Source organism: Corallococcus aberystwythensis, assembly GCF_003612165.1.
Lineage (GTDB): Bacteria > Myxococcota > Myxococcia > Myxococcales > Myxococcaceae > Corallococcus > Corallococcus aberystwythensis.
On record NZ_RAWK01000047.1, the window covers coordinates 18,537 to 43,948 of the forward strand.

Annotated in this window: 20 protein-coding genes; 14 read left to right on the plus strand and 6 right to left on the minus strand. The window is 71.8% G+C overall.

The window, feature by feature from the left end; translation table 11 throughout:
* Nucleotides 1-58 precede the first annotated feature (58 nt).
* A complete protein-coding gene (gene atpA, locus D7W81_RS10065) occupies nucleotides 59-1,606 on the plus strand; it encodes a F0F1 ATP synthase subunit alpha (protein ID WP_120555126.1) in 1,548 nt (515 codons plus the stop codon).
* A gap of 87 nt (nucleotides 1,607-1,693) precedes the next feature.
* On the opposite strand, the gene D7W81_RS10070 is transcribed toward atpA, so the two are convergent.
* A complete protein-coding gene (locus tag D7W81_RS10070; protein WP_120555127.1) occupies nucleotides 1,694-2,542 on the minus strand; it encodes an HAD family hydrolase in 849 nt (282 codons plus the stop codon).
* 221 nt (nucleotides 2,543-2,763) lie between these two features.
* On the opposite strand from D7W81_RS10070, the gene D7W81_RS10075 reads away from it, so the two are divergent.
* The 4 genes from D7W81_RS10075 to D7W81_RS10090 all read left to right on the plus strand — a co-directional run bounded on the left by D7W81_RS10075 (nucleotide 2,764) and on the right by D7W81_RS10090 (nucleotide 8,269).
* Nucleotides 2,764-5,361 carry a sensor histidine kinase gene (locus D7W81_RS10075; protein ID WP_120555128.1) on the plus strand — a complete coding sequence of 866 codons (2,598 nt, stop codon included), beginning with the start codon at nucleotides 2,764-2,766 and terminating at the stop codon, nucleotides 5,359-5,361.
* Nucleotides 5,362-5,431: 70 nt separating this feature from the next.
* Nucleotides 5,432-6,298, plus strand: a complete 867-nt coding sequence (locus tag D7W81_RS10080; protein ID WP_120555129.1) for an OmpA/MotB family protein — start codon at nucleotides 5,432-5,434, stop codon at nucleotides 6,296-6,298.
* 84 nt (nucleotides 6,299-6,382) lie between these two features.
* Nucleotides 6,383-7,270: a hypothetical protein gene (locus D7W81_RS10085; RefSeq protein ID WP_120555130.1), complete on the plus strand. Its 888-nt coding sequence runs from the start codon at nucleotides 6,383-6,385 to the stop codon at nucleotides 7,268-7,270.
* A 162-nt stretch (nucleotides 7,271-7,432) separates the two neighbouring features.
* Nucleotides 7,433-8,269 (plus strand): hypothetical protein, encoded by an 837-nt coding sequence (locus D7W81_RS10090; RefSeq protein WP_120555131.1) that lies wholly within the window; start codon nucleotides 7,433-7,435, stop codon nucleotides 8,267-8,269.
* 73 nt (nucleotides 8,270-8,342) lie between these two features.
* Here the strand turns inward: D7W81_RS10090 and D7W81_RS10095 are convergent, their stop codons facing one another.
* The 3 genes from D7W81_RS10095 to D7W81_RS10105 all read right to left on the minus strand — a co-directional run bounded on the left by D7W81_RS10095 (nucleotide 8,343) and on the right by D7W81_RS10105 (nucleotide 10,233).
* Entirely contained in the window at nucleotides 8,343-9,032 is a 690-nt protein-coding gene (locus D7W81_RS10095) for a nucleotidyltransferase family protein (protein WP_120555132.1), read from the minus strand.
* Nucleotides 9,033-9,259: 227 nt separating this feature from the next.
* On the minus strand, nucleotides 9,260-9,568 hold the full coding sequence (locus D7W81_RS10100) for a CBS domain-containing protein (RefSeq protein WP_120555133.1): 309 nt from the start codon (nucleotides 9,566-9,568) through the stop codon (nucleotides 9,260-9,262).
* A gap of 128 nt (nucleotides 9,569-9,696) precedes the next feature.
* Nucleotides 9,697-10,233, minus strand: a complete 537-nt coding sequence (locus D7W81_RS10105; protein ID WP_208721248.1) for a hypothetical protein — start codon at nucleotides 10,231-10,233, stop codon at nucleotides 9,697-9,699.
* A 130-nt stretch (nucleotides 10,234-10,363) separates the two neighbouring features.
* Here D7W81_RS10105 and D7W81_RS10110 point away from each other — a divergent pair, with 130 nt between their 5' ends.
* The 3 genes from D7W81_RS10110 (at nucleotide 10,364) to D7W81_RS10120 (ending at nucleotide 15,895) form a co-directional block, all read left to right on the plus strand.
* A complete protein-coding gene (locus tag D7W81_RS10110; protein WP_120555135.1) occupies nucleotides 10,364-13,294 on the plus strand; it encodes a hypothetical protein in 2,931 nt (976 codons plus the stop codon).
* Between the two features lie 31 nt (nucleotides 13,295-13,325).
* Nucleotides 13,326-14,516, plus strand: coding sequence for an OmpP1/FadL family transporter (locus D7W81_RS10115; protein WP_120555136.1), 1,191 nt, complete (start codon nucleotides 13,326-13,328; stop codon nucleotides 14,514-14,516).
* Nucleotides 14,517-14,602: 86 nt separating this feature from the next.
* A complete protein-coding gene (locus D7W81_RS10120; protein ID WP_120555137.1) occupies nucleotides 14,603-15,895 on the plus strand; it encodes a YecA family protein in 1,293 nt (430 codons plus the stop codon).
* A gap of 16 nt (nucleotides 15,896-15,911) precedes the next feature.
* Here D7W81_RS10120 and D7W81_RS10125 read toward each other — a convergent pair whose 3' ends face one another.
* Nucleotides 15,912-17,081 (minus strand): cyclic nucleotide-binding domain-containing protein, encoded by a 1,170-nt coding sequence (locus D7W81_RS10125; protein WP_120555138.1) that lies wholly within the window; start codon nucleotides 17,079-17,081, stop codon nucleotides 15,912-15,914.
* An 82-nt stretch (nucleotides 17,082-17,163) separates the two neighbouring features.
* Nucleotides 17,164-18,378, minus strand: coding sequence for a cyclic nucleotide-binding domain-containing protein (locus tag D7W81_RS44060; protein ID WP_120555145.1), 1,215 nt, complete (start codon nucleotides 18,376-18,378; stop codon nucleotides 17,164-17,166).
* 244 nt (nucleotides 18,379-18,622) lie between these two features.
* Between D7W81_RS44060 and D7W81_RS42295 the strand changes: the two genes are divergently transcribed.
* From D7W81_RS42295 to D7W81_RS10155, 6 genes are all read left to right on the plus strand, one after another.
* Nucleotides 18,623-19,390: a hypothetical protein gene (locus tag D7W81_RS42295; RefSeq protein WP_158621530.1), complete on the plus strand. Its 768-nt coding sequence runs from the start codon at nucleotides 18,623-18,625 to the stop codon at nucleotides 19,388-19,390.
* 156 nt (nucleotides 19,391-19,546) lie between these two features.
* A complete protein-coding gene (locus D7W81_RS10135; RefSeq protein WP_244227115.1) occupies nucleotides 19,547-20,836 on the plus strand; it encodes a WD40/YVTN/BNR-like repeat-containing protein in 1,290 nt (429 codons plus the stop codon).
* A gap of 2 nt (nucleotides 20,837-20,838) precedes the next feature.
* The gene (locus D7W81_RS10140) at nucleotides 20,839-21,480 is read left to right on the plus strand and encodes a hypothetical protein (protein ID WP_120555140.1); all 642 of its coding nucleotides are present in this window, start codon (nucleotides 20,839-20,841) and stop codon (nucleotides 21,478-21,480) included.
* Nucleotides 21,477-22,718 carry a YncE family protein gene (locus D7W81_RS10145; protein WP_120555141.1) on the plus strand — a complete coding sequence of 414 codons (1,242 nt, stop codon included), beginning with the start codon at nucleotides 21,477-21,479 and terminating at the stop codon, nucleotides 22,716-22,718. The genes D7W81_RS10140 and D7W81_RS10145 overlap by 4 nt, the downstream gene beginning before the upstream one ends.
* Nucleotides 22,715-23,434, plus strand: a complete 720-nt coding sequence (locus tag D7W81_RS10150) for a c-type cytochrome (RefSeq protein WP_120555142.1) — start codon at nucleotides 22,715-22,717, stop codon at nucleotides 23,432-23,434. Before D7W81_RS10145 ends, D7W81_RS10150 begins: the two co-directional genes overlap by 4 nt.
* Before the next feature lie 156 nt (nucleotides 23,435-23,590).
* Nucleotides 23,591-25,412 (plus strand): PAS domain S-box protein (locus D7W81_RS10155; protein ID WP_120555143.1); only part of this gene is annotated, 1,822 nt, incomplete at its 3' end.

The window sequence follows — 25,412 nt, forward strand, 5'->3', positions numbered from 1 at the left end:
TCGTGGCGGCCCACCCCGTTCCTCCAGGCCGCCCCCTCCGCAAGGACGCTAGACGCCCATGGAAATCCGCGCCGACGAGATCAGCAGAATCATCCGGGAGCAGATCAAGGACTACGGCAAGAAGGTCACCGTCGCCGAGACCGGCTCCGTGCTGTCCGTGGGCGACGGTATCGCCCGCGTGTACGGCCTGGAGGGCGCGCTCGCCGGCGAGCTGGTGGAGTTCACCAACGGCGTGCAGGGCCTGGTCCTCAACCTGGAAGAGGACAACGTCGGCATCGCCATCATGGGTGACTTCAAGGGCATCCGCGAGGGTGACACCGTGAAGCGCACCGGGCAGATCGCCTCCGTGCCGGTGGGCAAGGGCCTGCTGGGCCGCGTGGTGAACGCGCTGGGCCAGCCGGTGGACGGCAAGGGTCCCATCGAGTCCACCGAGCAGCGCCGCCTGGAGGTGAAGGCGCCCGGCATCGTGAAGCGCAAGTCCGTGCACGAGCCCCTGCAGACGGGCATCAAGGCGCTGGACGCGCTGGTGCCGGTGGGCCGCGGTCAGCGCGAGCTCATCATCGGTGACCGCCAGACGGGCAAGACGGCCGTCGCGGTGGACGCCATCATCAACCAGAAGGGCCTGGGCGTTTACTGCATCTACGTCGCCATCGGGCAGAAGCAGTCCACCGTCGCGCAGGTGGTGGAGAAGCTGACCAAGCACGGCGCCATGGAGTACACGGTGGTCGTCGCCGCGAACGCGTCCGACCCGGCGCCCATGCAGTACTTCGCGCCGTACGCGGGCGTCGCCATCGGCGAGTACTTCCGCGACAACAAGATGCACGGCCTCATCGTGTACGACGACCTCTCCAAGCAGGCCGTGGCGTACCGCCAGCTGTCCCTGCTCCTGCGCCGCCCGCCGGGCCGCGAGGCGTACCCCGGCGACGTGTTCTACATCCACAGCCGCCTGCTGGAGCGCGCCGCCAAGCTGTCCGACGAGGAGGGCGCGGGCTCCCTCACGGCGCTCCCCATCATCGAGACGCAGGCGGGTGACGTGTCCGCCTACATCCCGACGAACGTCATCTCCATCACCGACGGGCAGATCTTCCTGGAGACGGACCTGTTCTTCTCCGGCGTCCGCCCGGCCATCAACGTGGGCCTCTCCGTGTCGCGCGTGGGTTCCGCGGCGCAGATCAAGGCCATGAAGCAGGTCGCGGGCTCCATGAAGCTGGAGCTGGCGCAGTACCGCGAGCTGGCCGCCTTCGCCCAGTTCGGCTCCGACCTGGACAAGGCCACGCAGGAGACGCTGGCGCGCGGCGCGCGCATGGTGGAGCTGCTCAAGCAGGGCCAGTACGAGCCCCTGTCCGTCGAGCGTCAGGTCATCCAGATCTACGCCGCGACGAACAAGGACGACGCCGGCAAGCGCGGGTGGATCCGCCAGGTGCCGGTGGGTGACGTGGTCCGCTGGATGAAGGAGATGCTGGAGTTCGTGGACAGCAAGTACCCGAACATCGTCCAGGACATCGTCGCCAAGCGCGAGCTGACCGCCGACATCAAGGCGAACATCAACAAGGCGTTCACCGAGTTCAACGACCTGTTCCAGGCGACCCCGGGCGCCAAGGTCTAAAGCTTCGCGCCCCACGCGCGTCTGCTGCAACGAATGCCCCGTCCTCCCTTCAGCTGGGAGGCGGGGCTTTTCGTCTGGCGCCCTGCTTCAGCGCAGCCGGGGCAGGATGGCGCGCAGGCTCTTGTCCGCGCTGCCCCGCACGCCCAGGCGCTCCACCGCGGCGCGCTCGTAGGGCATCACGTTGGCGCGCTCCACCAGCTGCACGTGCGCGCCCAGCGCGGCGGGCATGGCCAGGTCCAGTTCGAAGATGTCGCCCGCGACGAGCGTGGACTCCGGGCCCGTGTGCGTGGCGTCCCAGATGCGCTTGAGCGCGGAGAAGTAGCGCCCGCGCCGCAGGTACACCGGCCGGCCCAGCACGCCGTCCAGGTGCAGCGCCTCCGGCAGCGCGTCGAAGCGGGCATCCTGGGGCTGCGTGTCCTCCAGCTGGAACTTGCGCGCGTCGCCGAAGACCTTCAGCCGCTCGCGGCCCTGGGGGGCCAGCTTGTCCAGCTTCGCCTCCACCAGCTCCGTGTGCGCGTTGGTCACCACGGACACGGGCAGGCCCGTGGCGAGCAGCGCCTCCAGCACCTCCTTCGCCTCCGCCTTGAAGGCCGTGGCCGAGTGCCGGTACGCGTCCCGGTACAGCGTCTGCACCGTGTCCGTGCGCACCGCCTCGTCATCCCCCTTGCCGTAGCGCTTGAGCAGCCGGTGCGCGGTGCAGGTGGCCGTCAGGTAGGGGTCCGCGGTGGCCGGCGCCACGATGCGCCCCGCCACCTCCCAGCCGTACTGGTCCACGCCCTCGTGCAGCGCCGCGACCTCCTCGGCCCACGCCTGGGACGCGTCCTGCCCCAGCACCCCGTACAGCGCGTCCTGGAAGTGCCTCAGGAAGGGCTCGCCCTCCGCCAGCACGTCCGTGAAGGTCCCATCGAAGTCCAGCACCACGCACGCGATTCCCATCCACCGGTCCTTGAAACGAAGCGCGGCCGTGGGGAACACGGCCGTGAACGAAAGCCCCGAATGACGCCCCGTCGGCCGCTGCGAATCAAGCCCCCTGCCCTGCCTCCGGGTGGAGCCGGGTGCCAACTCCCGGAAACCCGGCTCCTCCCCGGGTCGGGTGGTCCCCCATCGTCGCCACCCCCACCCTAAGACGTCCTGCGGGGGAGGGGGGCTCCGCGCTCATGTCCGAGCCGACTGGCACCTTTCTGGCGGAGTCCACACCCGTGCCGCAGGAGTGGCTGCGCACGGTGCTGCAGCTCCTGCCCGTGGGCGTCGTCATCGTGGACACGGCGGGACGCCTGCTCGCGGCCAACGCCGCCGCCAGCGCGCTGTGGGGCCAGGTGGCACTGGCGGGGATGCGGCTGGAGAACTTCGGCGGCTTCGAGGCGTACTGGCCCGGCACCGGCAAGCGGCTGCGCGGCGAGGAGTGGGCCGTGGCGCGCACGCTGAAGAGCCGGCAGACCTTCTCCAACGAGGAGGTGGACATCGTCGGGAGGGACGGCGCGCGCCGCACCATCCTCAACTCCTCCGCGCCGCTGTACGCGGGCGAGGGCCGGCTCGTGGGCGCGGTGAACATCAACGTGGACATCACCGAGCGCAAGGCCACCGAGCGCGCGGAGTTCTTCGTCAGCGAGGCCTCCCGGCTGCTCGCCGAGTCGCTGGACTGGGAGACGACGCTCAAGGCCGTGGCGCGGCTGGCCACGCTGGAGTGGGCGGACTACTGCATGGTGGACGTGCTGGGCCCCGACGGCGCGCTGCACCGGCTGGCGCTCAGCGCGAAGGACCCGCGGCGCCAGGGGCTGCTGGACCAGACGCTGGGCTTTCCGCCGCAGGCCGGCTCGGGCTCGCCGCTCGCTCAGGTGCTCACGCGGGGCAAGCCCGTGCTCGTCGCGGACATCACGCCCGAATGGCTGGACGCGGTGGCCCTCTCGCCCGAGCACCGCCAGTTGCTGGAGCAGCTGGCGCCGCGCTCCTCCATGCTGCTGCCCCTGGCGGTGGGCCGGCGGCGCTTTGGCATCATCAACCTGGTCTCCGCGTCCCCCGCGCGCCGCTACACCCGGCGCGACCTGGGGTACGCCACGGAGTTCGCGCGCCGCGCGGCCCTGGCGGTGGAGAGCGCCCGGCTGTACCGCGAGGCCCGTGAGGCCCTGCGCGAGCGCGACGCGTCCGCGGCCATGCTGGAGGCCTTCTTCGCCGCGTCGCCGGTGGGCATGGGCTTCGTGAACCAGGACCTGCGCTACGTGCGGCTCAACAAGGTCGTCGCGGAGAACAACGGCATCCCCCTGGAGCGGCACCTGGGCCTCACGCCCCGCGAATTGATGGGCCAGGCGGGCGGCCCCATCGAGGACCTGCTGCGCGAGGTGCTGGAGTCGGAGGAGGCCGTGGTGGACGACCCGGTGGAGTACGTGAAGGGCCCGGAGCCGCGCACCTTCCTGGCCACGTACTTCCCCGTGCGCTCCGGCATGGAGCTGTTGGGCGTGGGCGGCGTAGTGCGCGAAATCACCGAGCAGCGCCGCATGGAGGACCACCTGCGCTTCCTCACGGACGCGACCACGCAGCTGGCCACGTCCCTGGACTGGCGCACCACCGTGCGCAACGTGGCGGAGCTGGTGGTGGCGCAGCTGGCGGACTACTGCCTGGTGGACATGCTGGGCGAGGACGGCGAGCACCTGGAGCGCGTGGAGCGCCGCGCCCGCAGCGACGAGCTCCAGGCCCAGTTGGAGAGGTCCATGCCCTACGCGCCGTCCCCCGGCGCCGACACCCTCCTGCGCCGGGTGCTGGAGACGGGGCGCTCGGAGCTGGTGAGCGAGGTGGACGAGGCCGCCATGCGCGCCTTCGCCGTCAACGACGCGCACCGGAACATCCTGGAGCGGCTGAGCCCGCGCTCGGTGATGGTCGTCCCGCTGATGGCGCGCGGGCGCACGCTGGGCATCGTGAGCGCGGCGACGTGTTCCTCCGCTCGGCGCTTCAGCACACGGGACCTGTCCCAGCTGGAGGACCTGGCCTGGCGCGCGGCGCTGGCGGTGGACAACGCGCGGCTGTACCGGCAGGCGGAGCAGGCCGTGGCCGCGCGCGACGAGTTCGTGGCGGTGGCGACGCACGAACTGCGCACGCCCCTGTCCGCGCTGCACCTGCAGCTGTCGTCGCTGCAGCGCACGGTGGACAAGCTGGCGTTGGACGAATCCGAGCGGCTGGGCCAGGGGCTCCAGGGGGCGCTGCGGCAGGCGGACCGGCTGACGCGGCTGGTGACGCACCTGTTCGACGTGGCGCGGCTGGGCACGGGGCAGATGGCGCTGGAATTGGGCCCGGTGGAGCTGACCGCGCTGGTGCACGCGCTGGTGGCGCGGATGGAGGAGGCGCTGGCCACCGCGGGCTGCGTGGCGGTGGTGCACGCGGACACGCCGGTGGTGGCGCTGGCGGACCGGCCGCGCGTGGAGCAGGTGCTGATGAACCTGCTCACCAACGCCATGAAGTACGCGCCGGGCCTGCCGGTGGAGCTGAACGTGGAGCGCGACGGAGACACGGCCGTCATCGCCGTGCGGGACTGGGGCCCGGGCATCCCCCCGGAGGCACGCGAGCGCGTCTTCGAGCGCTTCACGCGCAACACCGGCGCGCACGCGCGCGCGAGCCTGGGCCTGGGCCTCTACATCTCCCGGCAGCTCGCCCGCGCGCACGGCGGCGACCTGTTCGTGGAGGCGCCGACGGACGGCGGGCCCGGCTCGCGCTTCGTGCTGCGCCTGCCCCGGTGGAAGAAACCGTCCGGGACGGCACCGGGGTAGAGCAGGCGGGCGCATGTCGCACGGCGCCGCCTTGCCGCCCACACCCGGGGGGCCATTACCCTTGAAGGCCATGGACGACGCGCGAACGACAGCAGCGCTCGGCCGCTGGCGGTGGCTGCCCTGGGGGCTGCTGGCCGTCGCGGTGGCGGTGGCCTCCACGGGCGCGTGGCTGGGCTCGCGCTCGCTCCAGGCGCTGGAGGCCCGGAGCGCGCAGCTGGAGCGCGAGGCCACCGAGTCCGAGGCCCACGTGGCGCAATTGCAGACGCTGCGGCAGGCCATGGAGCGCAGGCTGCGCGCGCTGGAGCGGCAGCAGCAGGCGCAGGAGTGGGGCGGCGCGGCGGCGGAGCTCCAGGCGAAGAACATGGAGGCGCAGCACACGCGGCGCGAGGCGGCGCTCGAGACGCTGGGCAGGACGCTGAAGGACCCGCTCAAGGCGGGTGACGTCACCCTGTCCCTGGAGGACGACGCCCTGCGCGTGGACGTGTCCGAGCGGCTCCTCTTCGCCCCCGCGGGCACGGCGCTCACGCAGGAGGGCGCTGGCGTGTTGAAGCAGGCCGCGGCGGTGCTGCGGGGTGCGCTCGCCGACCACCGCGTGGCGGTGGAGGCCCACACCGACGAGGTGCTCCCTCCCGCGCCCGGCGGCCCCGCGACCACCGCGTGGGAGCTGTCCGCCTCGCGGGCCGTGGCGGTGGTGCGCCAGCTGGGCGAGCGCGAAGCACTGGCCCCGGAGCGCCTGAGCGCCACGGGCCACGCCGCGTACCGGCCGCGCGTCCCCAACGACAGCCCGCCCCACCGCGCCAGCAACCGGCGCGTCACCCTGCGCGTGTTCCCCACGCCGGTGACGCCGGAGAGCGCGGCCGTGGCCCGCACGGAGCCGCCGTCCCGGCCCACGAAGCGTCAGGCGAAGGCCAAGGCCAAGGCGAGCGCGCACCGCTGACGCGCGGGCCGGAGTGAATAGAACCGCCCCGCTCCACGTCAGGGGTGCGGAGGGCTTCTCCCCGCCCTTGCCCCGGAGCCTCCCGTGTCCACCTTCCGCCCCGCGCTGTGCGCCACCTTCGCCGCCGGCCTCCTCCTGGCCGCGCCCGCCGCGGAGGCCCGCTTCGGCAAGAAGTCGCCGGACACCTCCGACAGCAAGAAGGACGACGACAAGGGCGGCTCCAAGGTCCACGCCGCGACGCCCATCCGCTCCGGTTCGCGCGACGAAGCGCCCAGCCGCCCGGCGCCCTCGCGCGACGACGACTGCTGCTACAGCGCGCCCGCGCGCAGCCGGCCTTCGTACTCCGCGCGCATCCACGGTGACGCGGTCCTCGCGGCCGCGGAGCTGCTCACCATCGCCGTGGAGGCCTCCGACCCGGGGCCCTCCATGGCCGTCCGCGAGCAGCGCGCCGCGCCGCCGCTGGACGTGCGCATGGGCCTCAACGTCGGCGCCATGGGCGGCGGCACCGCCGGGGACGTCTTCCTGGGCATCGAAGGCGAAGCGCTGGGCATCGTCGTGCAGGGCACGCAGCTGACGCTGCCCACCGACGACGGCACGGCCGGCACGGACGACCTCCGCCTGGTGTCCATGCACCTGACCTGGGCGGCCCTGTCCACCGACCGCATGCGCTGGCGCTTCGAGGGCGGCGTCTCCACCGCCCACGCACCGGACGTCCTATTCGTGGGCCCCAGCCTCGCCACGTCCCTGGAGGTCTGCGTGGTGGGCCCGCTGGACCTGGAGGCGCGCGTGCAGGGCACCGCCGGCACCTACCGGCAGCTGGACGCGAGCGCGGGCCTCGCGCTGCACCTGGGCGCCCTCAACCTGCGCGGCGGCGTGCGCGGGCTCATCCTGGACGACGCGGGCCAGGTGGACGGCATCCAGCACGTGGACCGCTTCGTGGGCCCCTATGCGGGCGCCGGCTTCGTCTTCTAGGACGCCCGCGTGTCCAGGGGTGCACATGCCCCCTTCCGGACACCGTCCCCCACCCCGGGGGCGCTGGTCTCCTCCGGGGTGATAGGGGTTGAATATTCCGGGCGAGCAGGCGTCCTGATGCGCGCGGCCCATCCCGTGGGCCCATGAAGAGGAGAGGTCGCCGTGGGCTTCTGGAAGACGCTGTGTGCCGCGCTCGCCGTCACCGTCCTGCTGGGGTCCTCGCCCGCCGAGGCCCGCTTCGGCAAGCGCTCCAAGCCGAGCACCTCCGACTCGAAGGACTCCGGCGACAACGACGGCAAGAAGGAGCACCGCGCCACCCCGGTGGGCCGCCACTCGCCGGACGCGCCCGTGCGCTCCAGCGTGCGCGCCTCCGGCGTCGGCGTGGGCTGGTTCGACGTCCTCTTCATCAGCGGCCCGGCCAGCTACCACCGCCGCGCGCGCGTGACGGCGCCCCGGGCAGCCCGCGCGCCCAGGCCCGCGCCGCTGGTGCACCTGAACCTGCAGGGCGACAGCTTCGGCGACACCGGAGGCGCGCTGGACCTCTTCATGGCCCTGGACGGCCAGCGCTGGGGCATGGACGCGCGCGTGAGCGGCATCGCGCTCAACGCGGACGACGGCTCGGACGCCACGGACCGGCTGACGCTGCTGGACGCGCACCTGACCCTCTCGCCCTGGTCCAGCGAGCGCGGCCGCTTCCGCATGGAGGCCGGCATCGCCAGCGCGCACGCGCCGGACGCCATCTTCGTGGGCCCCAGCCTCGCCGCGTCGCTGGAGGCGTGCATCGGCCCGTCGCCCTTCGACATCGAGGCGCGCATCCAGGTGGTGCCCTTCCCGCACCGCCAGGTGGACATGCAGGCCGGCCTGGCGCTGCACCTGGGCGCCCTCAACCTGCGCGGTGGCTGGCGCACCCTGTACCTCAACGACGGCGGCCACCTGGACGGCGTGGTGCACGCGGACCTGTTCTCCGGTCCCTACCTGGGCCTGGGCCTGTCGTTCTGAAGGCCGGCGGCCTGAAGTAAAAACTCCCGGGGTCCCTGATCCGCGCCCCCGGGAGCGCTCCCGCGTCGAAGGGCTACTCCTCCGACGACGCCGCGTAGGACGTCGGGGTGGTGTCCGCCCCGGAGCCGTTGGACGCGCCCGTGCGCTTCATGCGCCGCTTGGGCGGCGGGGCCAGCTTCACTTCCGTGCTGAAGACGCGCCCGTAGATCTCCGGCGTGTTGACGTTCACGATGACGCCGGGGTCCTTCACGTTCAGGCGGCGCGGGTTGAGCGTCTTGAGCGCCGCCTCCAGGTCCTCGCCCTCCGCCTCGAACAGCTTGCGCGCCGCGGCCTTGGACAGCACCACCGGCCAGCCCGTGGCGTTGTCGTACTCCGGCCGGATGGCCAGGACGCCCTCCGTGCCGCCGCGCTCCATGTCCTTGAGCATGGACTTCACGGTGGTGACGCGCAGCGCCGGCATGTCCACCGGGTGCAGCAGCATCACGTCCGCGTCCTCGGTCAGGGCCGCCTCCAGCCCGGCCTTCACCGACGCCAGCAGGCTCTTCTCCCAGTCCCTGCTCGTCACCAGCTCCAGACTCGGGTGCTGATCTCGCACCATCTCCTCGTCGCTGCCCACCACGCCCAGCACCCCGCACCCCGCCTTCCCGAAGGTGGACGCCAGCGACTGAAGGAAGCTCTTGCCTCCCTCGTGCTCGATGAGCGCCTTGGGGTGGGACATCCGCCGGGCCTTGCCCGCCGCCAGGATGATCGCCACTGCCTTCATGACCCGCCTCCTCGCCCTCGACGGAAAGCCGGGGGCACCGCCAACAGGCTGTTGACCTCCTTCCGGGATTGCAGCCCGCCCGCCAGTACGAGTCGTCAGACAGCCGCCAGTCACACGAGGAGGTGTTGGCTGTCGGCCCATTCGGCAAGGGCGGGTGTCAACCAGCGGTCAGCCGGACAGGCCACCGGGCTTCCCCTCCCCCGCGACGGATGGCCCCGCGAAGGCCTTCAGTGCAGCCAGCCGCTGGTGGCCGCCAGCCGCAGCGGGGCGGCCGTCTCCACGGTCGTTTCTTCCGGCGCCGCCAGCGCCTTGACGGTCAGAATTTCAGCCAGCCGGGCCAGCGGGCGGCGGCGGGCCACGCGGTGCAGCTCGTCCTCGGTCACCTCGCCCAGCAGGTTGCCGCCACGCCCCTCCACCACGGGCAGCATGTGCACGCCGTGGCGGTACATCTGCTGGAGCGCTCCCAGGACGGTGTCCTCCGGGAACAGGGTGATGGCGCGGGAGATGAGGTTCTGGAACTCAGGGCTGCGGCACATCGACACGTGAGGCCTCCGGTGCTCGGCGTTCGGGCGCCGTGTGCCGGAGGCCTTAGCAATCCGCTTGCCGACGTCCGCGACGGCCTTCCCGCAGCGCTCCGGAAGCCCCCGCGGATCCGCCCGTCCCCCTACTTCTTCGCCGCCGGCTTCACCGACTCCACCATCTTGCGGAAGCCCTTCTCCGCGCCGTTCACCGTCTTCTCCGGCCCAGTGAGCTTGTAGAAGAGGGCGCCCTCCGGCCCCTCCACGATGGCGCCGCGCAGCTTGAAGTTCGGCTTGGGCGCGGCCGGTCCCATCATGGGGCCACCGCCCGCGTACGTGCCCTTCACCTCCACCGTCGTGACGGGCAGCCCGTTCACCTTCTCCTGCTTCGTCTTCGCGTCCTTGTCCTCCAGGGGCTTCCCATCAGGCTTCTGGAACTGCGCCACCCAGCGCTTCACGTTCGCGTCCACCGCGCCGCCCTGCCCCTGTCCGAAGTAGAAGACAGCCAGTTCCGCGTCTTCCGTGTCTCCCTTCGCCGCGGGCACCTTGTAGGTCGCCGCGCGCATGGGCCGCGCGGGCTGGGCGGCCCACTCCGCGGGTGCACTCCACGTCAGGCCTCCGGCCTCCTCCGCGCTCGCGCCCATCGCCACGGTCATCACCAACACTGCCAGCAGTCGTCTCATGGGGCGGCAGCGTAGCCGCGTTCCCAGCTGACTCGCCGCGTCAATCCCTCTCACTTTGTGACCAGGGGAGGGCGTGCTACTCACTGCATTGTTTCCAGCAGTTCACCTTGGGCTGGAGGGGATTCCCACCATGAAGAAACAGTTGTTCCTCGGGGCCATGGCCCTGGGAGCTGTTGCCTGCACGCCTGAAATCGCGCAGGACGCTCCGAATACGAACGTTGGCCTGGCGGAGTTCGATCCCACGGGTTCTCCCGCCGTGGTCCCCTCCCCCAACGACCTGGCCATCAATCGGGCCACGGGCTTGGTGAACGCGCCCATCAACCCGACGGCGTCCGCGGCGGAGCAGGAGTTCACGCGCGACTACCTGAACTCGCTCAACGGCTTCCCGACGTCCGCCATCGCCAACACCAAGGTGAAGGACCTGGACGCGTTCACGGTGAACACGCGCACGGTCGTCTTCATCGACCTGTACGCGGGCACGCCGCTGGCGAAGAAGCCGGTGACGCCGACCATCGCGTACAACGAGGACACGGACCTCATCAACCTCATCCCCCCGGTGGATCCGAACACCGGCCTGCCGGCGTGGCCGAAGGGCGGCCGCTACGCGGTGGCGCTCATCGGCGGTGAGAACGGCCTGAAGACGACCTCTGGCCACCCCATCATCGGGTCCGCCACGTGGGCCTTCGCCAGCTCCCCCAAGCCGCTGGTCACCTGCGAGGACCTGACCTCGCCGGACTGCGCCCCGGCCACGGAGATCATCCCCTCCACGGAGACGGACGCGGCCAAGCGCCTGGCGGACCAGACCGCCAGCGCCCTGCAGCTGGAGCAGCTGCGCCGTGGCTACGCGCCCATCATCGAGGGCCTGGTCGCCAAGGGCATCAAGCGCGAGGACGTCGTGCTGGTGTGGACGTTCAGCATCGTCAACCAGCCGGAGGCCACCATCAACCTGTCGGCCAACGCGCGCGTTCCGACCATCATCCCCTTCCCCAACGACCTGCTGCGCACGCCGGCCACCAAGACCGCGCCGGCGCACCTGAACTTCCCCGTCCCGACGACGCCGGGCCTGCAGCAGGACCTGTTCACGGGCCTCAACACCCTGGACGGCTTCTCCACCACGGGCGCCATCGTCGCGGAGAACGGCGATGCGCAGGGCGTGCTGGACGGCACGATGTTCCGCGAGGCGGCGGACGGTCCGGTTCCCACGGTGGATCCGTCGTCGCTGGCCGCGGGCGTGAAGTTCTTCAAGCTGTCCAACCTGGACAAGGGCACCAAGCCGGACGTGGTGCCCTGCCTGGTGAACAACACCGGTGACTGCGGCACCAGCGTGGGCGCCGCGGGCGTCGTGCCCGTGCCCCAGCAGCTGCAGATCGTCCCGAAGGCGCCGCTGGATGGCGCCACCCAGTACGGTGCGGCGCTGACCACGGACCTGAAGGACACCCAGGGCCGCAACGTCGCCCCGGCCACGGCGTTCGCGCTGATGCGCCTGGCGAACCCCGTGTTCGTCAACGGCAAGAGCACCATCTCCTCCGTGCCGGACGGTCTGGCGCAGGCGCTGGAGCCGGTGCGCGCGGCGCACAAGCCGTACTTCGACGCGCTGGCGGCCGCGGGCCTGCCGCGCTCCAAGGTCGCCCTGGGCTGGACGTTCACCACCCAGAGCACCACGTCCATCCTGCAGCAGCTGTACGCGCTGCCCGCGGCGTTCGGGACGCCCTCGGCGCCCAGCTCCGTCTTCCCCATCACGCCGCAGGTGACGGGGGCGATGACCGCGGCCGGGTTCGATTCCGGCAACATCAACGCGGTCTACGAGGTGCGGGCCAACACGCCGTGGCTGCTCACGGGCCCCTTCGGCACGCTCAACCCCGCCGAGCCGCGCCCCACCCGCTACCCGTTCATGCTGTTCGTGCCCAACGGCACGGCGCCCGCTGGCGGCTGGCCGGTGCTGGTGTTCGGCCACGGCCTGACCAGCAACCGCACCGCGGTGCTCGGCGTGGCCAACAAGATGGCCGGCGCGGGCTACGCGGTGGTCGCGATGGACGCCGCCTACCACGGTGAGCGCACCAGCTGCGTGGGCTCCGCCGCGGTGCTCCCCACGCCGAACCCGGTGGGCGACGACGCCGCGTGCGCCAGCCCCCAGACCCAGCGCTGCGAGAACAGCCCCGCCAGCCTGTCCTACGGCCGCTGCGTGGCGCGCACGGATGCGGGCCGCGCGAGCTGCGCCGCCGCCGCGCTCCCGGACGGCGTGCCGGCCGACACGTACTGCGCCAACATCTCGCAGGGCCAGTGCATGGCGGACAGCAAGTGCGAGGGCGGTGACTTCCTGCGCAACGCGCAGGGCGTCCCGGCCATCTCCGGCTGGAACTTCCTGAACCTGGGCAACCTGTTCACCACGCGCGACAACTTCCGCCACCACGTGGTGGACTTCAGCCAGTTCCTGCGCGTGCTGGCCAGCCAGGATCTGTCCACGGCCGTGGGCGCGCAGCTGAACGCGGCCCAGGTGGACTACGTGGGCCAGAGCCTCGGCGGCATCCTGGGCACCATGTCCACCGCGGTGTCCCCGCGCGTGCGCCGCTCGGTGCTCAACGTGGCCGGTGGCAACCTGGCCGGCGTGCTGCTGACCTCGCCCGCCTTCGCGGCGCAGCGCACCGCGTTCCTGGGCTCGCTCGCCTCCGCGGGCGTCAACCCGGGCACCCCGACGTTCGACACGTTCATCAGCTTGGCGAACACCATCCTGGACCCGGCGGACGCGCGCAACTACGCGTACCTGCTGGAGAACAACGCGGCGGCCGGCACGGACGCGAAGGTGCACCGCGCGTTCATCCAGTACATCGAGGGCGACCAGGTCATCCCGAACGCGAACACGCAGGCGCTCATCAACGCGGCCAACCGCGCGGACGCGCCTCGCACGGTGGCCACGTACATGTTCCCGGAGGCCGTCATTGGCGCCATCCCGGCGGCCGGCCGTCACGCGTTCCTCAACAACCCGCAGATCCCGCAGACGGTGCGCGACGCGGCCCAGGACCAGATCATCGGCTTCCTGGCGACCGGCGCCGTGGCGCAGTAACGCGAACCACTGAGAGAGGAATCAGACACCCATGAAAAAGACACTCTCCCTCGTGGCAATCCTGGCGGCTGGTACCAGCCAGGCCGCGGGCTTCCAGATTGACACCCAGGGCGCGCGCGCCACCGGCGCGGGCGGCGCGGCCACGGCATGGCTGGAGGACTCGTCCTCCATCTATTACAACGTGGCCAACATGGTCGGCGTGAAGACGCTGGACATCACGCTGGGCGACACGGGCATCCTGCCCAGCATCACGTTCCAGCGGCCGGGCATGGAGGCGGAAGGGCAGCGCACCACGCTGTCGCCTCCTCCGCACCTGTTCATCGTCTACAAGCCGTTCGAGAAGGCGGCGTTCGGCGTGGGCGTGTTCACGCCGTACGGCGCGCGCAGCCGCTGGGAAGAGGGCTTCAGCGGCCGCTTCCGCGGCTACGAGTCCTCGCTGGCGACGTACTACATCAACCCGTCGTTCGCGTATGAGCTGCACCCGCGCTTCCGCTTCGGCGCGGGTCTGGACATCGCCCGGGCCACCATCGAGCTGACGCGTGGGCTGGACTTCGTGAACAGCGAGGGCGCCGTCCACCTGGGCGGCGCGGACTGGGGCTCCGGCTTCAACATCGGCGTGCAGGCCAAGGTGCTGGACAACCTGGACATGGGCCTCCACTACCGCAGCGCCGTGGACATCGAGTTCAAGGGCCAGGCGGACTTCCAGAACATCCCCGTGGAGTTCCAGAGCCGGCTGACGGACCAGGCCGCGCGCGCGGACGTCACCCTGCCGTCCACCGTGACGGCGGGCCTGGCGTACCGGCCCCTGAACAACCTGCTGCTGGCGTTCGACGCGAGCTGGGTGGACTGGTCCTCGTTCGCGGAGCTGGCCATCCGCTTCGAGAACCCGGCCATCGACAACCCCATCCCCAAGCGCTGGCACGCGAAGTGGAAGTACGCGCTGGGCGCGGAGTACGGCGTGACGGAGGCCCTGCAGGTTCGCGCGGGCTTCGTGTACGACCCGTCCCCCAGCCCCAACAGCACGCTGACGCCGGACCTGCCGGACGCCAACCGCATCAAGGTGACGGCGGGCGTGGGCTACCAGTTCCGGCCGTTCCGCGCGGACCTGGGCTACCAGTTCGTCGCGCTGGCGGACAAGAACAGCACGGCTCCGGGCATGCCCGGCACGTACGCCGGTTCCGCGCACGTGTTCGGCCTGACGCTGGGCTTCAGCCCCCAGTAACCCGCTGAACCGTTCCTGAAGCACCGGGGCGCCCGGCTCCTTCCGTTCGTGGAAGGGCCGGGCGCTTTCGCTTACGGTGCCGGGCCGTGAGCCCTTCCAAGCCCGGCCGCAACGACCCGTGCCCCTGTGGCAGCGGGAAGAAGTACAAGGCCTGTCACGCCGCCGAGGACCGCGCGAAAGCCGCGCCTCCTCCCTCCGCCCCCGCCCACCCGCTGAAGCAGGACCTGGAGGCCGCCATGGCGCTCCTGGGTGACGCGGACGTGTCCCGCCTGTCGCAGGCGCTGGAGCACCTGGGCGTGCTGCTCCAGGCCGCCGGGCCCCAGCCGGGGCTGAGATACGACGACAAGGCCTTCAGCGACCACGTGGGCCAGGCGCTCGCGAAGCTGGCCGCGCAAGAGGGCCTGGACGCCATGGCGGCGCGCAACAGCTTGCGCGTGGGCGTGGTGCGGGAGCTGGGCACGCGCGGCTTCCAGGAGAAGTTGGGCGCGGGGCTGCTCGCGCAGGCGGCCAAGGGCGGGCGCACGCCGGAGGAGCGGCGGGCGCTGTGCGTGGGCGCGCTGCTGGCCACGGCGGCGAAGAAGACGGGCAAGGTGCGGCCGGAGGACAACCCGGTGCTGGACGTCGTCTTCGACGTGCAGTTCCGCGAGTGGAGCCAGAAGCACGCGGAGGTGGTGCGCAAGTACGAGTCGCTGATCGCGAGCATGGAGGAGCAGGAGTCCCTCACGCCCGAGGCCTCGGAGGCCCTGCGCAAGGCGGAAGCGGGCGAGCTGGACGCGCTGGTGAAGCACGTGCAGGCGGACCCCGCGCTGGTGGAGCGCATCTCGCGCGAGGCGAAGGAGCGCGCGCAGCGGGTGGAGGCGAAGCTGCGCGACCCCGCCACGCCGTCCGTCTTCTCCCCGGAGGAGGAGCTGTGGCTCACCTGCGTGCTGTGGGAGCCCCTGCGCGCGATGAAGTCCCAGCCCAAGGACCCGGAGGGCCGGCGGGCGGTCATCGCGGGGCTCTTGCGCGCGGTGAAGGGCGCGGTGGACGCGGAGTTCCTGGAGGGGATGCTGGAGCGGATGCGCGCGGGGGCGAAGGACCCGGCGGCGGACGAGCCCACGCGCGAGTGGCTCACCGACGCGGCCATCGCCTTCGAGGCGGAGCCCGCGCGGCTGGTGCTGGCGGCGCTGCTCACCGCGCGGCAGGAGGCGCGAGGACGCAGCGCGGAGGAGATGGTGGCGCTCGCGGACCTGAAGGCCCTGCCCGCGTGGACGCCGGAGCAGCTGGAGCCGTACCGTCAGCTGCTGGAGAAGGAAGGCCGCGCGGCCGGCGCCTGGCGGATCCGCCGCGCCCAGGACTGGCTGCGCGAGCACCCCGTGCAGCTGGACCCGGAAGCCTGAAGCCTCCTGACGCGGCCTAGACGAACAGCGCCTTCGCGGTCTGCTGGAGGCGCTCCGTGCCCATGCGCATGAGCTGGCCCTTGAGGCCGGGCTGGCTCACGACGTGCCGCTCGAAGGCGGCGCGCTCCAGGCGCAGCACCACGCACGGCGTCTTCGTGCGCACCGTCGCGGACACGGGCTTGTCCAGCAGCAGGGAGATTTCCCCGAACACGTCGCCTTCGCGCAGCTCCGGCAGCAACAGGATGCGGCCCGGCTGCTCCAGCGACAGCTGCACCTGGCCGCGCAAGAGCAGGTAGAAGGCGTCACCCGGCTGGCCTTGCGTGAGGAGCACCTGTCCCGCGGGGACGACGCGCAGGTCGAACTCGCGCGACATGGCCTGCTTCAGCGCGGGCGGCAGGTTGGTGAACAGGGGGCTGGTGCGCAGTAGGTTCTCCACCAGCCGGCGCTGGTAGAAGGCCTGCACCGCTGACTCCACCTCCGGGTGCGCCGCGCCCACGCGGTCCAGGGAGGAGCGCTTGAACTCCAGCAGCACGGAGCGCTCGCGCACCTCCACGCTGGCCAGCCTGGGCCCCTCGGACACCAGCGCCACCTCGCCGAAGAAGTCCCCCGGCCCCAGCGTGGCCACCAGCTGGCGCGCGTTGCCCTCCACCCGCCGCGTCACCTCCGCGCTACCCTCCACCAGCGCGAACATGGAGTCACCCGGCTGCCCCTCCTCCACCACGCGCTGGGCCGGCCAGAAGGCGCGCACCTCCAGCGCCTCCACGAGCGCCACGAAGGCCTCGCGCCCCACGCCGGACAGGACGGGCACGCCCGGGTCCTTGCCGTCAGGGACCCAGGCGAAGGTCGGCGCCAGCGCGCCCGGCGGCAGGGCGAAGCGCTCCGCCAGGGTGCGCACCGTCTGGGGCCGGGCGCCGCGCAGGCCTCGCGACAGCACCGTGGCGGCCACCGCGCGCAAGAGCCCTCCCGCGCGGGTCCAGGCGAGCGCCGCGTCGTCATAGGCGCGGGCGGCCTCCGGAGTGCGCTCCAGCCACTCGAGCAGCTCGGCGACGCGCTGGTGCACCTCCGCGTCCTCCGGCGACGCGCGCAGGGCGTCCTGGTAGCCGGCCAGCGCCGCTTCCAGCTTCCCCTCGGCCGCGAACGTCGCGGCCTGGGCCTTCAGGGACTGAGCGTGTGGGGAGTCCGCCATGCGGGCCTCTGTAACCCAGCCGCGCCGCGCACGCATCCGTTCGGAGGTCCCGGCGGGGTGTCCCCTGTCACACCCGGGACTTTCAGCTGCTCAAATCCCGCACCCGCTCCGCCAGGCTCTGGGTGAAGAGGCGGTAGATGCGCAGGGCCGCGGCCTCGTGCGTCTCCAGGAAGTATTGGAAGTCCATCCGCGTGACGCGCAATGCCCGCACCACCGTGTGCGCGCGCACGTGCGCGGACACCGGGCCGTCCAGGATGAGTGAAATCTCCCCCAGGAACGCCCCCGGCCCCAGCATGTTGAGCTGGCGCGCGTCCCGGCCCGGGCCGGTGGACACGCTCACCATGCCCTCCAGCAGGACCACCAGCCCCATTCCCTTCGCGCCCTTCTCCAGCACCGTCGTCCCCGCCGGCAGCAGCATGGGCCGGGCCAGGCGGTAGAGGTCGCGCATGTCCTCCAAAGACAGACCATCGAAGATGGGAATGGCTTTCAGATAGCCATAGCCATCCACCACCGGCGGCGCCTTCTCCGCCGCGGCCGCGCCCTCCGGCGCCGACGCCAGCCCCAGCTGCTGGAGCAGCCGCGCCTGCTCCGCCTGGAGCAGCAGCAGCCCCGACCCCGTCGCGTGCTTGATGCCGTCCGCCAGGAGCACCAGCGCGCGCCACGTCGCGCCCTCCGCGTCCAGCAGCTCGCACATGCGCAGCACCGCCTCCGGCCGCTGCGCGTCGTCCGAGGGCACCGCGCGCAGCATCTCCAGCTCCGCGTGCGCGTTGCCCAGCACCCGGAACACCTGCGCCGCCTCCATGGGCCGGTGCATGCGGCCCAACAGGTGCGCCAGCGACTCGCGCGCGCCCAGCGCCTGGTACAGCGCCAGCGCCTGCTCCAGCGAACCGGCCCGCTCGAAGGCCGCCGCCGCGCGGGCCTGCTCCCCCACCCGCAGCCACGCCTCCGCCGCCAGGAGCGGCGCGCCCGCCTGTTCGTACAGCGGCGCCGCGCCCCCGTCGTCTCCCTCCGATTCCAGGAGCCGCGCCGCGCCCGCGAAGTCGCGCGCCTGCCGCAGCACCTCCACCAGCTGGGCACGCGTGGCGGCGGGCACCACCAGCGCCTCCTCCAGGACCCGCTCGCGCTGCCCCGCGCCCATCGCCTCGTAGGCGCGCACCGCCTCCACCACCGCGCCCTTCATCACCCGCGCCCACACCCCGCGCGTGACGCTGGAACCAGGGCCCACGGCCACGTCGCTCGCATTCAAGTCGTCTGGAGTCACGGCCTTGTCGTTCCCCCCGGACACCCTGGCGGACAGAGGCTGTCCACGCCGGGGTCCGGGCTCCTGATTCCGTAGCATCCTGAAACAGGGAAAGCCAGTCATCACGGGTAGATAGGGCAGGCCCTGGACGCACTGTCCACCGCTCGAATCGGATGCGCGGAACCTGAGAGGTTGGGGGCCGTCATCACCCTGCGCTTCAGGGTGGCTGTCTGGATTGAGAGGGATTCCCCACCTTCAAGAAGCCCTTCCCCAGGGCCTCCTACCCAAGGTGTCTTCCCCCATGACGTCTCGTCCCGTTCCTTTCCGTTCTCTCAAGGTCCTGGAGTCGTCCCACCTGCACCGCGCGCTGGCCACCCTCGCGAGGGGAGGCTGCCTGTTGCTGCTCGCGTCGGGCGTCGCGCGCGCCAACGAGCCCGAGCCGCCGGATTCGGCCGCCGCGCCGGTGCAGACCGAGGCCCCGGTCCAGGCCACGGGGGCGGAAGGGGCCGCGGACCCGGCGGATGACGCGGTGTGGGGCGAGGAGGCGCTGGCGCAGGCGGAGCTGCCGGCGTCGATGGTGGACGCAGCGCGGACGCTGGGGGAGGCGCCGGTGGTGGTGTGCTCGGGGTCGCTCCAGCTGGCCTACCGTCCCGGCCTGCTGCTCACGACCCCCCGGGACACGGTCCAGCGCGAGTCGCTCCAGTTCAACGGCTGCCCCGTCAACGACGGCGTGGTGATGACGTCCGTGGGGTTGGAAACCCTGCACCTGAAGCGCGCGACGTGCATCGGCAATGCGGGAGGGGCCTCTACCGCTACGGTGACGTGGTCCAACGGGGAGAAGTCCTCCGTGCGGTTGGACCGCGTGGAGGCTCGTGCGGATGGTGCCATGCAGGTCTTCACGTCCGAGGGGACCATCGGCTCCGGGCGCCATGCGGGCCTCGGGGTGCGCCTGGTCACCGCCGTGCCCACGCTCACCACGCTGGCGGCCTGCGTCCAACCGTCGGGCCTCACGGCGAACGTGGGCATCGCCACCCTCACCCTCCTGGGCCCGCCGTCTCAGGAGCCGTGACGGGAGCCCTGAGCGTGCGGTTGCTCCGCTGCTGAGCAGGCCGTACGCACCGCTATGCAGGCGCGGGCCGGGCGTTATCGTGGGGGGGCCATGAGGTCTGCCCCGGAGCGCCGGATGCGAAAGCGACGAATCACGGGGGTTTGGAGGGCGGCGGCGGTGGCCGGCCTCCTGGGCTCGAGCGCGGCGTGGGCGCACGCGGGCCTGCCGGAGACGTCCAACGTCACGCTGCGCAAGGGCCACCCCGAGGACTACTTCGTGGGGGCCACGTTCGGCGCGGTCATCTCGCGCGACAGTGGGCGGACGTGGCGGTGGGTGTGTCCGGATGCCATGGGGTATGGCGGCTGGCGCCCGGAGTCCTTCGTCTGGCGCGGGACGGGAGAAATCCTGGCGGCCACCGGCAACGCGCTCCTGTCCTCGAAGGACGGCGCGTGTTCGTGGGCGTCGCACCCGGCGTTCAAGGACACCTGGGTGACGGGGCTCTCGGTGCACCCCACGGATGACGCGGTGCTGTACGTGGCCACGGGCCGCTCCACCCTGGCGACGAACGGGGTGTTCCGTTCGGAGGACGGCGGGGAGACGTGGCGGGCGCTGCCGCTCCAGCGCGCGGGGGTCCTCTTCTCCGCCGTGCGCGTGTCCACGGCGGATCCGCGCACGCTCTACGTGTCCGCGTCGGACACGGCGCGCATGTACCTGTTCCGCAGCGACGACGCGGGCGAGACATGGGAGGAATTGCCCCAGGCGTTTCCGGACCTGGTGCGCCCGTTCGACTTCGTGGTGACGGCCACGGATCCGGTGGACGCGCAGGGCGTCTGGGCGCGCGTGTCCGCGCAGGGCGCCACGCACATCCTCCACAGCACGGACGGCGGGCGCACCTTCACCGCTCGCACGGGCGCCGGCATCGATGACGTCTTCGTCAACATGGACGTCTCCGCCGACGGCGGCACCGCGTGGGTGTCCACCTACAACTCCTTCTTCCGCAGCCGGGAGGGCGGGGCCTTCAACAAGCTGGAGCTGCCCACCGGCAACGCGTGCGTGACGCGCGTGGGAGACGTCCTCTACGGCTGCGGCTCGCCGTGGCTCCATGACTGGTCGCTGGCGCGCAGCCATGACGACGGCACCACCTGGGAGCCCCTCTTCAGCCTGGAGCAGATTCAGGGCAGCCATCAGTGTCCGGTGGGCACCCCCGTGCGGGAGCTGTGCCCGTCGCGCTGGCCCCAGGTCGCGGAGACGATTGGCGCGCCGCTCTACCCGGATGGCGTCCCGGACGCGGGCGTGCCGGATGCGGGCGTGCCGGATGCCGGCGTGCGGCCCACCGAGGACGCGGGCACGCCCGCCGACCCGAAGCCCAAGCCGTCCTCCGGCTGCGCCGCCGCGCCCGCGGGCACACTGCTTCCGTTGTTCCTTCTCCCCCTGTGGCGTCGCGGCCGGCGGCGCGAGGACCCATGACCATGAAGCTGAAGACGTCCCTGCCGTGGAGCACCGCCGCCGTCGCACTGCTGGCCCTGAGCGCGTGCAACGGCGATGACGAGCCCCAGACCACCGAATGCGACGAGCCGCTGTACGCGGGCGGTGCCACGGACGAGGCGTGGCGCACGCTGCTGGATGCCCGGAACCAGCCCCAGGACAGCTCGCGCGCGGTGACGCTCATGTCGCCCGAGTCCGGGCAGGCGTACTGGACGGATCAGTCCGCGCCGGTGTGGCAGTGGACGTCGCCGCTGCGCGCGTCGCTGGAGCGGCCCGGCCGCACGGTGCCCGCGCTGGAGGGCCACCCGCGCGAGTCGAAGCGCTCGGTGCTCGCGTGGCTGGGGAACCTGGTGCTGCCCACCGCGGAGGCCCACCTGCCGCCGTACACGGGCGACCTGTACTGGGTGAAGGTCTTCGCGCAGGGGCGCGAGTGTCCCATCGCGCAGGTGTTGACATCGGAGTTGCAGTGGCAACTGGATGACGGCTCCTGGCGGACGCTGAAGGACTCGGCGGGCAAGGCGCTGTCGGTGCAGGTGGTGAGCGCGTACCTCGTGCAGAACCGCATCACGGAGGGGCCGTACTCGCTGGGAGCGGCGGTGCCCATCACGATGGGAGCGGCCCGGTGAAGCGCGCCGTCTGGCTCTGCGCGCTGGCCCTGGGCGCGTGCAACGACGGCGAGCTCCGGGCGGACGGCCCGCTGGAGGTGCCCGCGCTGACGTACGCGGATGCGAATCCGTGGACGCGGGGAGGCTCGGCGGTGCCGCCTCCGGGAGCTTCCGGGCGGCTGCTCGTCACCAACAGCCTGGATGACTCCGTGGGCCTGCTGGAGATGGACGGGCTGGGCACGCCGGGCTGGGGGGAGCTGGCGCGCGTGCCGGTGGGGCTCAACCCGGTGGAGCTGGAGGGGCCGCACCACACGGCGGTGTCCCCCGCTGGCGACTATTACTACGTCGGCATCTCCAACTACGTGCCCGGTGGCGGCTCCGGACCGCACGGTGCGCACGGCACGGGCACGGCGGACGGCTACTGCCTGAAGCTGCGCGCGAAGGACAACCGGCTGGTGGCCTCCGCCCGCGTGGACCGCAACCCGGGGGACGTCATCGTCAGCGCGGACGGACGCACGCTGTACCAGACGCACTTCGACCTGCTGCGCATCGCGGACGTGGCCCGGAAGGGCGGGCCGGAGGAGGACATGGTCGCGCGCCTGGTCATCCTCGACGCGGAGACGATGACGGTGAAGGAGCGGGTGAAGGTCTGTCCCGCGCCGCACGCGGTGCGCCTGTCCGCGGACGAGCGCACGGCGTACGTGGCCTGCTGGTCGGACGAGGTCGCGGTGGTGGACCTGGCGGCGGAGGGCAAACCGGTGACGCGCGTGAAGGTGGCGGCGGGCTCGGGCACGGCGACGAATCCGCGTCATCAGCCGTACGCGCTGACGGTGTCGCCCACGACGGGGGACGTGTGGGTCAGCTCGCTGGCGAGCAAGCAGGTGCAGGTGCTGGAGCCCGGCACACGCACGATGAACCCGGAGCGCACGGTGTACCTGCGCGGCGCGCCCATGTTCGGCGCGTTCACCCAGGATGGGCGCACGCTGTACCTGCCCTATCAGCAGGAGGACGCGGTGGCGGTCATCGACGCGGCGGCGTCCACGGTGCTGCGCACGGTGCCGCTGTCGCAGGCGGGCTGCCTCAACGTGCACCAATTCATGCTGACGCCGGACGAGCGCCACGGGCTGGCGGTCTGCGAAGGGGACCACATCGGCCCGGGCACGTTGCATGTCGTGGACCTGGCGGAGGGCACGGTGGTGTCCACGGTGAAGATGGGCATCTTCCCGGACTCGGTGAGCCTGCTGCGGGGGAAGCCGTGAGGGGGCTGCGCGAGGGTGTGACGGCGCTGCTCGTGGGGGTGCTGGCCGGGTGTGGGGGCGAAGAGGAGCCCCGGTCCGCGGCGGACTTCGGGGAGGCGCTGTTCCAGGACGCGCGGTTGTCGGAGAGCACGTTCAACCGCTTCTCGTGCGCGACGTGCCACGTGACGACGCCGGAGGTGCCGGCGGGGCGCATGGATTCGGGCCACTCGCTGTACAACGTGGCGGCGCGGCCGAGCTGGTGGGGCGGTTACGAGACGCACCTGCTGGACGCGGTGAACTTCTGCTACGTGAACTTCATGCGCGGGGTCACGAAGCTGGAGGCGGAGGATCCGCGCTCCCGCGCGCTGTACGAATACCTGTCGCGGATCAGCCCGGACGCGCAGGCGCCCGCGTTGCCGTTCACGGTGGTGAAGGACATCCAGGACGTGCCCCGGGGCGATGCCACGCGCGGCGAGGCGGTGTACCAGGCGGCGTGCCAGAGCTGCCACGGTGCGACGCACACGGGTGAAGGCCGGCTGACGGACCAGGCGTCGGTGCTGCCGGAGGTGACGCAGGACTACGACCGGCTCTTCCCGGGCATCCCGCACGCGCAGGTCATCATCGAGAAGGTGCGGCACGGGCCGTTCTTCGGCGTAGGGGGCAACATGCCGCTCTACGGCACGGAGGCCCTGTCCGACGCGGACCTGGGCGCGCTGCTCACGTACCTGGGGCTGTAGCGGTCCGCGGCTCCTGGCTGACCAGCAAACGGGCAAGGCGGGAAGCGCCGTGCTTCCTGCCCCTGCCCATGCGCGCCGGGCCTCCGCACCTCTTAAGAATTCATGACTGCGCCGGGGACACAGGAGCGGGGCCCTTCCTCCGATGGGCCAACGCCCATGAGGGGCAGGTCCCCCGCGTCCCTGGCCGAGCTGCTGGACACCGACCGTCAAGCGCTCGTGGACGACTGGGTCGCCCGGGTGTCGCCCCTCTTCGCCACCCTGCGCCTGTCACGCGAGCAGATTGTCGACGCCCTGCCCCCCATCCTCGATGAGCTCCGCGCCTCGCTCGTGGAAGCGGAGGAGGACACCGACAGCCTCCCCCCGCTCCACCACAGCGAGGCCGCTGGAGCACACGGCCGCCAGCGCCTGCGCCTGGGTGTCGACGTCTCCCTGCTCACGCGCGAATACGCGCTCCTGCGCGACTGCATCCTCGCGCGGGCCGGACGCGAGGACGTGGACGTCACGCTGCCGCAACTGCGCGTGCTGTGCACCTGCCTCGACAGCTCGCTGGCCCAGGCCGCCATCCCCTTCGCGTTCGACAGCGCCGAGCGCCGTCACGCGGAGACCGAGGAGCGCGAGCGCTTCTTCCAGCTGTCCCCGGACATGTTCAGCGTCGCGGGCATGGACGGGTACTTCAAGCGCGTGAACGCGTACTTCGTCCAGGTGCTCGGCTGGAGCGAGGCGGAGCTCTACCAGCACCCGTTCATGGACTTGGTCCACCCCGACGACCAGGAGTCCACCCGCGAGGAGTCGCGCAAGCTGTCCCAGGGCATCCCCACCCTGCGCTTCGAAAACCGCTTCCGCACCCGCGACGGACGCTACCGGTGGCTCGCGTGGGCCGCGCGCCCCGTGCCCGAGCTGGGCCTCATCTACGCCGCCGCGCGCGACATCACCGAACAGAAGGCCGTGGCCCACGAACGCGAGCGCCTGCTGGAGGCCCTGCGCGACAGCGAGGCCCGCTTCCGCAACATGGCGGACCACGCCCCCGTCATGCTCTGGGTGACGGACGGACAGGGCTCCACGACCTACATGAACCGGGGCTGGTATGCCTTCACCGGTCAGACCGAGGCCACGGGCCTGGACTTCGGCTGGTTGGACGCCGTCCACCCCGATGACGTGGAGCGCACGAAGCGGATCTTCGTGGACTCCAACGCCGCGCGCAGGGCCTTCCGCCTGGACTACCGGCTGCGCGGCGCGGACGGCCACTACCGCTGGGCCGTCGACACCGGCTCGCCCCGCATCGACGCGGAGGGCCACTTCCTGGGCTACATCGGCAGCGTCATCGACATCTCCGACCGCAAGCAGGCGGAGGATGAGCGAGAGGCCCTGCTCGTCCGCGAGAGCGCCGCGCGCAAGGAGGCCGAGGAGGCCAACCAGCTCAAGGACGAGTTCCTCGCCACCATCAGCCATGAGCTGCGCACGCCGCTCACGGCCATCCTCGGGTGGGTACAGCTCTTGCGCACCGGCCACCTGCCCGAGCCCCGCCGCGAGCGCGCGCTGGAGACCATGGAGCGCAACGCGCGCGCGCAGGGCCAGCTCATCGAGGACCTGCTCGACGTCAGCCGCATCGTGTCCGGCAAGCTCAAGCTGGACGTGACGCCGGTGGAGCTGTCCACGGTGGTGCAGCAGTCGCTCGAGTCCGTGCGGCCCGCGGCGGACGCGCGTGGCGTCCAGGTGCGGGCCACGGTGGACACCACCAGCAGCGTGATGGGAGATCCGCACCGGCTCCAGCAGGTGGTGTGGAACCTCTTGTCCAACGCGGTGAAGTTCACGCCCCGGGGCGGTCACGTGCGGCTGGTGGTGGCTCGGCGCGACTCCACCGTGGAGCTCACCGTGGAGGACACCGGCCAGGGCATCGCCGCGACCTTCCTGCCCCACGTCTTCGAGCGCTTCCGCCAGGCAGACAGCGGCACCACGCGCAAGACGGGTGGGCTGGGGC